Source organism: Acidocella aminolytica 101 = DSM 11237, from assembly GCF_900129125.1.
GTDB lineage: Bacteria > Pseudomonadota > Alphaproteobacteria > Acetobacterales > Acetobacteraceae > Acidocella > Acidocella aminolytica.
Genome location: NZ_FQVJ01000005.1, coordinates 142,046 through 152,047, shown reverse-complemented (window position 1 = coordinate 152,047; position 10,002 = coordinate 142,046). Strand labels below are relative to the sequence as shown.

The 10,002-nt window shown below is 57.6% G+C and carries 10 protein-coding genes; 7 read left to right on the top strand and 3 right to left on the bottom strand.

Annotation, left to right across the window (positions count from 1 at the left end):
* Positions 1–191: transposase (locus BUB54_RS04645; RefSeq protein WP_139284791.1), on the top strand; the 191-nt coding region annotated here is incomplete at its 5' end.
* A 263-nt stretch (positions 192–454) separates the two neighbouring features.
* Here the strand turns inward: BUB54_RS04645 and BUB54_RS04640 are convergent.
* Complete coding sequence (locus BUB54_RS04640; protein ID WP_048878295.1) at positions 455–1,708, bottom strand: allantoate amidohydrolase; 1,254 nt, start codon at positions 1,706–1,708, stop codon at positions 455–457.
* Between the two features lie 102 nt (positions 1,709–1,810).
* On the opposite strand from BUB54_RS04640, the gene BUB54_RS04635 reads away from it, so the two are divergent.
* A complete protein-coding gene (locus BUB54_RS04635; protein ID WP_241869346.1) occupies positions 1,811–3,235 on the top strand; it encodes an FAD/NAD(P)-binding protein in 1,425 nt (474 codons plus the stop codon).
* 41 nt (positions 3,236–3,276) lie between these two features.
* Here the strand turns inward: BUB54_RS04635 and BUB54_RS04630 are convergent, their stop codons facing one another.
* On the bottom strand, positions 3,277–4,161 hold the full coding sequence (locus BUB54_RS04630; RefSeq protein WP_175556465.1) for a SphA family protein: 885 nt from the start codon (positions 4,159–4,161) through the stop codon (positions 3,277–3,279).
* A 523-nt stretch (positions 4,162–4,684) separates the two neighbouring features.
* Positions 4,685–5,602 carry a LysR family transcriptional regulator gene (locus tag BUB54_RS04625; protein WP_048878298.1) on the bottom strand — a complete coding sequence of 306 codons (918 nt, stop codon included), beginning with the start codon at positions 5,600–5,602 and terminating at the stop codon, positions 4,685–4,687.
* A gap of 90 nt (positions 5,603–5,692) precedes the next feature.
* Between BUB54_RS04625 and BUB54_RS04620 the strand changes: the two genes are divergently transcribed.
* The 5 genes from BUB54_RS04620 to benB are packed head-to-tail and all read left to right on the top strand — an operon-like array spanning position 5,693 to position 9,997.
* The gene (locus BUB54_RS04620) at positions 5,693–6,886 is read left to right on the top strand and encodes a muconate/chloromuconate family cycloisomerase (protein WP_048878299.1); all 1,194 of its coding nucleotides are present in this window, start codon (positions 5,693–5,695) and stop codon (positions 6,884–6,886) included.
* Complete coding sequence (gene catC, locus BUB54_RS04615; RefSeq protein WP_048878300.1) at positions 6,870–7,160, top strand: muconolactone Delta-isomerase; 291 nt, start codon at positions 6,870–6,872, stop codon at positions 7,158–7,160. The genes BUB54_RS04620 and catC overlap by 17 nt, the downstream gene beginning before the upstream one ends.
* 42 nt (positions 7,161–7,202) lie before the next feature.
* Entirely contained in the window at positions 7,203–8,120 is a 918-nt protein-coding gene (gene catA, locus BUB54_RS04610; RefSeq protein ID WP_048878301.1) for a catechol 1,2-dioxygenase, read from the top strand.
* A gap of 18 nt (positions 8,121–8,138) precedes the next feature.
* Positions 8,139–9,494 carry a Rieske 2Fe-2S domain-containing protein gene (locus BUB54_RS04605; protein WP_048878302.1) on the top strand — a complete coding sequence of 452 codons (1,356 nt, stop codon included), beginning with the start codon at positions 8,139–8,141 and terminating at the stop codon, positions 9,492–9,494.
* On the top strand, positions 9,491–9,997 hold the full coding sequence (gene benB, locus BUB54_RS04600) for a benzoate 1,2-dioxygenase small subunit (RefSeq protein ID WP_277813455.1): 507 nt from the start codon (positions 9,491–9,493) through the stop codon (positions 9,995–9,997). The genes BUB54_RS04605 and benB overlap by 4 nt, the downstream gene beginning before the upstream one ends.
* The last annotated feature ends 5 nt before the right edge of the window (positions 9,998–10,002 follow it).

Here is a 10,002-nt window from a genome sequence, read left to right as displayed (position 1 = left end):
TGAATACTCACAACCGCGCCATACATCACGTACGTGGCAGAATCGAAAAAATCTTCGGCACTTGGAAACGAAGCTACGGATTACGACGAATGCGATGGTGTGGTCTTGCTAAAGCCGCTGTTCAGGTCCGTCTCACCGCCATCGCTTATAACCTCAAACGAACACTGAACCTCTTCACTCAACCGGCCTGATACCCATCGAGGGTAGCCTCACGCTCTTCTACAAAAAACAAAGAAAATTCCAGATCTTATCCCTTAAAATCAGATCAAAACCCTACCCGCGCACAGGTCTCATAGATTATAGAACAGCCAGCCCCCTCAAATAACAATGTAAGCATGCTGAATAAAAAGACGTCCAAATGGGAAGCTTCTTTCTCAGACCAAGATGATGAAATTCCCTTCTGATGAGTGACGCGCGTCTGCGTAGTCACAAGAATGTCAGTTCTCCTTAGTGATTACTTGAAACCGCTATTCCCTCCGTCTCCCCACTTCTCCACCAAGCGGTCTAGAAACTCCAGAATCACGCGTGCGGCTATATCTACATCCGCTGCGTCTACATGCTCTGCTGGGTTGTGACTGATGCCGGCGCGGCAGCGGATGAAGAGCATGGCGACGGGGCAGAGGGTGGAGAGGCTCATGGCATCGTGTCCGGCGCCGGAGGCGAGGGGGTAGGGGCGTTGGTTTTGGGCGGTGATGGCTTCGGCCAGCAGGGTTTGGGCGTGGTTGTCGCACAGGCAGGGGGCGAGTTGCTGTATGCGTTTGACCTCGTGCGTGATGCCCCGGCGGTCGCATAATGCGGCCAAGCCGGTGCGGAAATCTTGTTCGGTTTGGTCCCGCGCCGCGGTGGAGGAGGCACGGAGATCGACGGAGAACACGCATTCGCCGGGGATGACGTTGCCGACCCCGGGGCGTGCGGTGAGGGCGCCGACCGTGCCGACGATTTGCGCTGCTGACGTTAGTTTCTCCACCAGCAAAATAGCTTCGGCGGCGGCTGTCAGGGCGTCTTTACGCAGAGGCATGGGGGTGGTGCCCGCATGGTTGGCCATGCCGGTGAGGGTGACGGCAAGCCGGGTTTGTGCGGCGATGCCGGTGACGATGCCGACGGGCAGGTCTTCAGCCTCCAGCACCGGGCCTTGTTCGATATGCGGTTCGAGATAGAGAAATACATCGTCGCGGCGGGGGGATGTGCGCAGCTTGGCCGGGTCCAGCCCGAAGGCGCGCATGGCATCGCCCATGCTGATGCCGTCTTCATCTATTAGGAGTGTGGGGTCGTCCTGTAATGTGCCGGAGAGGGAGCGGCTGCCGGTCATGGAGGCGTGGAAGCGGGAACCTTCTTCATCGCCAAAGGCCAGAACCTCGATGGCGAAGGGCAGGCGTTTGCCTTGGAGGGACAATTCCTCAACCACCCCAAGGCCGAGCATGACCCCCAGCGCGCCGTCATAGGCGCCGCCGTCGCGCACACTGTCTATATGCGAACCGATGAGCAGGGTTTTGGGGCCCGTACCCTCATACCGGCCGATGAGCGTGCCCGCCGCGTCCAGCCGGGTGGTCATGTTGGCTGCGTGCATCCAGCCGATGAGGGTTTCCAGCGCGGCTTTGTGGGCGGGGGTCAGAAAGCGGCGTGTCAGGGCGCCGGGCTCCTCACTATAGGGCGGGTGCTTGAACTGGTTGCAGCGGGAGACGGCTTTTTCACCAAGGGTCTGAGGCATGCCTAAAAACTAGCCGCAGATACCGATTGCCCGCAATGCTGGGGGTGGGTAGCATTGGGTTCAGGACATGACAAAACGCGAGGTTGCCTGAAGATGGACCAGATGAGCCAACCAAGGAGTGAGGCGCTGGCTTTATTGTCGGCTCGTGTGCGGCATGATCTGGCTTGCCTTGATTATCCGGCCCGCCCCTGGGTGCGGCCCCATGCTAGCCCGGAAGGGCATGTTTATGACGTGGTGGTGATTGGCGGCGGACAAAGCGGGCTGGCGGCGGCTTTTGGGCTGATGCGTGAAAAGGTGGGCAATATTCTGGTCATTGATGAAAACCCTCAAGGCCAGGAAGGCCCGTGGGTAACGTATGCCCGCATGGTCACGCTGCGGACGCCGAAACATCTGATCAGCGTGGATCTGGGAGTTCCGTCTTTGACCTTCCGCGCTTGGTGGGAGGCGCAATATGGCTCTGAAGGCTGGGAGGCGCTTGGAAAAATTCCACGAGGGGAGTGGATGCGGTATCTGGTCTGGTATCGTGAGACGCTGGATCTTCCGGTGCGCAATGAGTGCAAAGCGGTTTTGATTGAGCCGGTTGAGCGGGGGTTGTTCCGGGTGAAGGTGGAGGGTCAGGGCGCACCGGTGAGTGGGCGACTTCTGGCGCGGAAGGTGGTGCTTGCCACGGGGATTCAAGGCGGGGGGGAGTGGCACACGCCGGATTTCATCAAGGCGCTGCCGAAAGCGCGTTATGCCCATACTGCCGAGGCGGTGGATTATGCCGCGATGAAAGGACACAGGATTGGGATTTTGGGCGGCGGAGCCTCGGCGTTTGACAATGCGCAGTATGCGCTGGGCGAAGGTGTAAAGCAGGCGCATGTGTTTATCCGCAAGCCGGAGTTGCCGAAGATCAACCCCATTAGGTTTATGGAAAATTCCGGCTTCCTGGGGCATTTTTCGGATCTGAGCGATGCGCAGCGTTATGAAGGCATCGACCATTTTCTCTCTTATAACCAGCCGCCGACGAATGACACATTTAACCGTGCGGCGGCATATGAGGGGTTTGTGTTTCATCCTGGTGAGCCGTGGCTGAGTGTGAAGGACATGGCCGATGGCGTTGAGGTGACAACGCCGAACGATGTTTATCTGTTTGATTTTTTAGTGCTGTCTACGGGGCTTTTGACCGATGCGCGGCTGCGCCCGGAGCTTGCGTTGTTGGCGGAGGAGATTGCCTGCTGGCGGGATAAATATCAGCCGCCGAAGCCAAACAAGTTGATTGATGATCATCCTTATCTGAAGCCAGATTTCTCTTTCACGGCGAAAACGCCGGAAGGGGAAGGGCTGCTGCATGGGCTGTTTAATTTCAACTATGCCGCACTGGCGAGCCTGGGGCTATCAGCCTCAGCGCTGTCGGGTATGAAATTCGCGGCGCCGAAATTGATTTACGGTATTGTGTCGCAGCTTTTTGTGGATGATGCGCCGGAAATATTGGCGGATTACAAGGCATATGCGGAGGAAGAGTTTACCGGGGGCGTGGCCGGGTAAATAAAGGCGGAGCCTGTTATTTTCCCGGCACGTGGCGCGTTTCAGAAACGTGTGGTCAGGCGGAGGTCAAAGAAATCCCCGGCGACATCGTTCCTGACCGCGAAATTGTGATTCCATAGCGCCGTCAGTTTGAGGCCGTTTTGGAATTCATAAGATGCGATGGGGCCGATGCCGTAATTGATGCTGCGTGTGCCGGGCTTGGTTTGACCGTTCAGCGTATCGTTGCCGATCTGGATTTCTTGCTCGCCGCCAAGACCTGCGCCCCAGCGGCCAATTTCCTTCATGACGGTATAGTCAGCAGAAAATTCAGGAGCGGACCGGTAGCTATAGCCTGGTGCGGTATCGCTGGTGACAGGGATGGCGTAATGAGTGCCGATGCTGATATTCCAGCCGTCATAAAGCCAGCTGACGCCGAAATCCGGCTGAATGGTGGTGTAGCCATTGCCTGACGGCGCGCCGCCATTGGTGAGTTTGCCTTGCACCAGGTCAGACATTGTGTTTGTGGCGTCGTCCAGCAAAATGGTGAGCCCGGCCCGGATAAAAAGATGACGCGGCAGTGACCAGGAGAGGGCGCCGGGCATTAGGATGGTATTGTAGATGCCGAAATTGCCGCCACCGCCGCCGAAATCCCGTTGCAGAGGCTGATAGCTATTATAATCGAAAGGCTGGCCGATGCCCGCCGCGTAGCTGCCACCGAGAATTTTAATGCCGGGAACCCAGAGTAGGATAGGAACTTCCACCAGGGCGTTGAGATTGGTGCCGGGGATTTTGTTGCCGTTATTAGCGAAGCTGCTGTAGCTGGTGTAATAATTGTCCAGTTCGCCATAGAGGCCCGGCGGGGGCAGAGCGCCGGCGGGAAGGCCTTCAAACACGCCGCGCAGATAAGGGTCCCATAATTCCTCGGCTTTCGCGCTGACGGAATTCATGCAGCTATAGAGTGCGGCCATGCCAAATAGAATGGACGCTTTTTTGTTATATCGCATTTATTCTCCCCAATTTTGAATGTGTGTTGTCAGGCCGCAGCGCGCCGCCGCCTCTCCAGCGTGGGGCCGGGGCGTGGTGGTGTTGGGCGGATACGGGTTGAGAGCCTCGCCTTCATTAAGGCAGCCGCGCTTTACCGACTTAGCTGTGGCGCAGATGAAGCAGCCGGGTGGTGCGGCGAGCGGAAATTTAGTATTCTATCAAGGTATAGTTGTTCCCCCGCTTTAAGTATGGAGCTTGTGTTGTGGACGCTCCAGAATTGGGGCGCCGTTTTAACGGCTGCCCAATGTTTAAAACGCCTATGATTTTTTAAGGATAAAGGGCAAGGGATAAAAAACTGAGCGGTGCGGAAAAGCCGCTGAACCGTGTGATGTTACCGAGGGCTGCGGCAAAAGCGCCACAGTTGATACCTTTAAGGTATTTTTATGAGACCGTGCAGGTTTGTCAGTGGCCGGGCGATAAATAAGGTTAGAGGCGTTCGAGCCCTTCCGGCACGTCATAGCCCCATTCGGCGTAACGTTCCGCGACAATTTGTGCCATGAGGGCCAGTTCCGGAGAATGATCACCTGCGCGGTGGCTGAGAATAATGGGAGAGGTGATGGTCTCGACAAGCTCTTTGTAACTCACGCCATCAACCTGCGATTTCTGTACGGATTCAGGCACGATGCACACGCCTTCCTCAGCCGCGACAAGGCCGATGGCAATTTGTAGCTCACGGGCTTCGTGAGCCACGGCGGGGGTGAGGCCGTGATCCTGAAACAGGCCGAGAACCTGGTCGGCATAGCTAGGGCGGGGGCTGCGCGGATAGAGGATTTGTGGGGCGGTGGCTAAATCTTGCAACGATACCGGGCCATCACCGTTTAACGGGCTGGCTGAGGGAATGGCGGCCACGAGCGGTTCCTCCCGCAGGATGATGCGGCGCACGACGTCGTCATCAAAGCGGATGCGCCCAAACCCTATATCAATCCTTCCTTCCTTCAGGGCGTTGATCTGCTCCAGGCTGGTGAGTTCCTGCAAGGTGATCTCGATATGCGGCGCGGCGGCGCGGAAAGCGCGGATTAAAGGCGGGAGACGGGCATAGATTGTAGAGGCGACGAAACCGATGCGGAAACGCCTTTTTTCCATAGCCAGGGCGCGTTTGAGCATCTCCTGCATTTCCTCAACCCGGTTGAGGACCTGTTTGGCTTGGTCGTAAAGCAGCCGTCCGGCCGGGGTGAGGCGAAGGGGGCGACTTGAACGGTCGAATAGCGGGGCGCCGATTTCCTCTTCCATTTGCTGGATTTGCCGGCTGAGCGGAGGCTGTGCGATCCGCAGTTTTTGCGCGGCAGCCGTGAAATTCCGCTCGGTGGCGACGGTGATGAAATAGCGAAGCTGGCGCAAATCCATGACTATACCCTTTGGGTATGAATACAAGATGTATTTAGTGTTGGCAAAAGGTTTTTGAGAAGGTTAGCCCTCTGGTCATAGCAAGAAAGCATGATTGGAAACGACGTGGCACTCACGCTTGCCAGACTTGAAACGGTCTTATTGGACCTGCCGACGATCCGCCCGCATGTGCTGGTGATGGCGACGATGCGTGTGCAGAGCATCGTGCTGGTCAGGCTCACCAGCAGTGATGGCGTGGAGGGGATTGGCGAAGGTACCACCATTGGCGGGGTCAGCTATGGGCCGGAAAGCCCGGAAGGCATAAAACTGGTCATCGACCGTTATATTGCCCCGCTGCTGGAAGGTGAGGATCTGACTCGCGTGGGCGCGGTGATGGCGAAGATTAATAAGCATGTCGCGGGCAATAATATCGCCAAATGCGCGGTGGAGACAGCGTTGGTGGACGCACAGGCGAGGCGCCTGGGCGTGGCGGCTTCCGAACTGATCGCTGGCGGGCGGGTGCGGTCGCATTTGCCGGTGGCCTGGACATTGGCCAGCGGCGAGACGGCGCGCGATATTGAGGAAGCCGAAGCCATGCTGGCCGCCCGGCGGCATAACGTCTTCAAGCTGAAGATTGGTAAGCGTGATGTGCGCGCGGATGCGGCGCATGTGGCGGCGATTAAAAAAGCCCTGGGTGAGCGGGCCAGCGTACGCGTGGATGTGAACCAGGGCTGGAGCGAGACACAGGCTGAGCTGGGGATGCGGTTGCTGGCGGAAGCCGGTGTGGATTTGGTGGAGCAGCCGGTTGTGCGCGGCTCAGGCGCGTTGGCGCGGCTTTCCGCGCGGCATGATGTGCCGATTATGGCGGATGAATCCTTGCACGGGGCGCGGGATGGGTTCGCGGTAGCGGCTGGCGCGCAGGCTCAGGTGTTCGCGATTAAAATCGCCCAGTCCGGCGGGTTGTTCCCGGCGAATGATGTGGCGCGGATTGGCCACGCGGCGGGGCTGGGGCTGTATGGCGGCACTATGCTGGAAGCAGGCGTTGGCACTGCTGCCTCCGCGCAGCTTTGCGCCACGTTTCCAAATCTTGAATGGGGCACAGAGCTTTTTGGATCTCTGCTGGTGCAGGAGGATATTCTAGCGGAGCCGCTCCGCTATGCGGATTTCAGTTTGCAGGTGCCGGAGGGCCCGGGGCTGGGCGTGCGGCTCGACGAAGCAAAAGTCGCGTATTTCCGCCGTGACCGTACGGCGCCGCTTCTGCATGCCGTTGCCAAGAAAGGGGAGTCAAATGCTGTTTCAGGTTGAGATGGATGTGAATATTCCTCCGGGATTTGACCCGGAGGAAGCCGCGACATTGAAGGCGGCGGAAAAGGTCAGATTTCAGGAGCTGCAAAAAGCCGGAACCTGGCGGCATATCTGGCGGGTTGTGGGGCGTTACGCCAATCTCAGCATTTTTGATGTGCCCGATAACGCGACCTTGCACGAATTGCTGACCACGCTGCCGCTTTATCCTTTCATGACGGTGCGCGTGACGCCGCTTTGCCGGCACCCATCCTCAGCCCATGCGGATGACCGCTGAATTCCACCATGTTGAACGTTAAAACCCAAAAAGAGGATCAAAATGACCAAGATTTCAAAAACGCCAGATATAGAAGCTTTTATCGGCAAGATCGCCAATTTGAAGAGCGGTGACGATGCCCGTTTGAACAAGATCGTGGCCAAGATTATTGGTGATCTGTTCGACACGATTCACGAATTCGAAGTCACTGAGGATGAGTTCTGGCAGGCGCTGAATTATATGGCGGCCTCGGCGCCGGAATTTGGGCTTTGGGCGGCGGGTGTCGGGCTGGAGCATTTCCTGGATGTGGAGATGGACAGCCGCGACCGCGCCGCGGGGATTCCTGAAGGCACCCCGCGCACGATTGAAGGCCCGCTCTATGTGGCCGGTGCGCCGCTGCTTGAAGGCGGTGGACGGTTGGATGACGGTACCGACAAAGGCGAGGTGCTGATTATGCGCGGCCAAGTGCGCGACACGGATGGCAAGCCGGTCGCGGGTGCCGTTGTTGATGTGTGGCACGCGAATACGCTTGGCAATTACTCTTACTTCGACAAGACCCAGAGTGATTATAATATGCGCCGCCGGATCCGGACCGATGCGGATGGCCGCTATTGGTTCCAGAGCATCATGCCCTCCGGCTATGGGTGTCCGGAAGGCTCTGGCATTGACCGGTTCCTGGCCGCGCTTGGGCGCCATGGCAAGCGCCCCGCGCATATTCATTTCTTCGTCACCGCGCATGGGCATCGTCAGCTGACCACGCAGATTAATATCGAAGGCGATCCGCTGGTGCATGACGATTTCGCTTTCGCTACCCGCGACGGGCTGATCCCGCCCGTGACCCGTCATTCTGACCCGGAGACGATTCATAAGGCCGGGCTGAACGAGCCTTTCGCGGAAATTAAGTTCGACTTCACCCTGGCGCTGGCGAAATCCGCGGATGATGAGGATTTCTCATCCCGCGCCCGCGCGCAGGCAGCCTGATCATATAGGAGCGCGGCAATGGGCAACGCAATTCTAGACTATCTCGACAACGCCATCGTCGACGACAAGCAGAACGGTGTGTTCCGTTGCCGTCGCGATGTCTTTACCGATCCGGCTTTGTTCGAGCTGGAGATGAAACATATCTTCGAAGGCAACTGGGTGTATCTGGCGCATGAAAGCCAGATCCCGGAAAACGATGATTATTTCACAACCTGGATTGGGCGGAAGCCGGTTGTTATCACGCGGGATAAAACCGGAGTGCTGCACGCCATGGTGAATGCTTGCGCGCATCGCGGTGCCACGCTGTGCCGCCGCAAGCATGGCAAGAAAGGCAGCTTCACCTGCCCGTTCCATGGCTGGACCTTCAGCAATACCGGCAAGCTGTTGAAGGTGAAAGACGGCAAGACAGGGGAATATCCGGCCAGCTTTAACCAGAGTGGTTCGCATGGTCTGGCGCGTGTGCCGCGCTTTGCCAATTATCGCGGGTTTCTGTTCGGTAGCTTTAACGAGAACGTGCTGCCGATTGAGGAACATCTGGGTGGGGCGAAGCGGATTATTGACCAGATTGTTGAGCAAGCGCCGGAAGGGATCGAAGTTCTGCGCGGAAATTCCTCGTATATTTACGATGGGAATTGGAAGCTGCAGATGGAGAACGGGGCGGATGGCTATCATGTCAGCTCCGTGCACTGGAATTATTCCGCTACCATGGGACGACGGAATTATGAGGCGGACGGCACGCGGACGGTCGATGCGAATGGCTGGTCGAAGAGTGTTGGCGGCGTCTATGCGTTTGAGCACGGACATATTCTGCTCTGGACCAAGCTGCTGAACCCGGAGGTCAGGCCGATTTATGCCCAGCGTGAGGCGCTCGCGGAGCGAGTGGGGGATGAGGAGGCCGAGTTTATTGTCTCGCAAACGCGTAATCTGGGGTTGTATCCGAATGTTTATCTGATGGATCAGTTCTCCACGCAGATCCGTGTGGTGCGGCCGATCGGTGTCGATCAGACCGAGGTGACGATTTACTGCTTCGCGCCCAGGGGCGAAAACGCCAAGGACCGGACGCTGCGGATCCGACAATATGAGGATTTCTTCAATGTCAGCGGCATGGGGACGCCAGATGATCTGGAAGAATTTCGCGCTTGTCAGGGGGCTTATGAAGGAGCCGGAGAGCTGTGGAATGATCTGAGCCGCGGGGCGACGCGATGGATTGACGGGGCGGATGAAAATGCCCTGGCGATGGGGCTAAAGCCTGTGTTGAGCGGTGAACGCAGCGAGGATGAAGGGTTGTTTGTTCGACAGCATGAATATTGGGCGCGCGTGTTGCGCCAGGCTGTCATTGAAAGCGCCCCCGAGGCGATGGAGGCGGTGGCGTGAGCGCGGTGCGGGATAAGATTATGGCCCAAGATGAGGTGACGGCGTTCCTCTACCGTGAAGCGCGGTTGCTGGATGATCGCGCCTGGGAGGAGTGGCTGCAATGCTACGCGCCGGATGTGGTGTACTGGATGCCGGCCTGGGATGATGATGATGCGCTTGTGGAAGACCCGCAGAGTCAGATTTCCCTGATCTATTATCCGAACCGGGAGGGGCTGGAGGACCGCGTGTTCCGCATCAAGACCGAGCGCTCAGGCGCCACTAGCCCGGAGCCGCGCACCAGTCACAATATCTGCAATATCGAAATTCTGAGCCGGCAGGAGGGCAAGGTTGAGTTGCGCTTTAACTGGCACACGCTCAGCCACCGCTACAAAAAGACCGATCAGTTTTTCGGCACCAGCTATTACACGCTGGCCCTGCGCGATGGCACGCCGAAGATTGTGAACAAGAAAGTGGTTCTGAAGAACGACTATATTCATCAGGTCATAGATATTTATCATATTTAGGACCA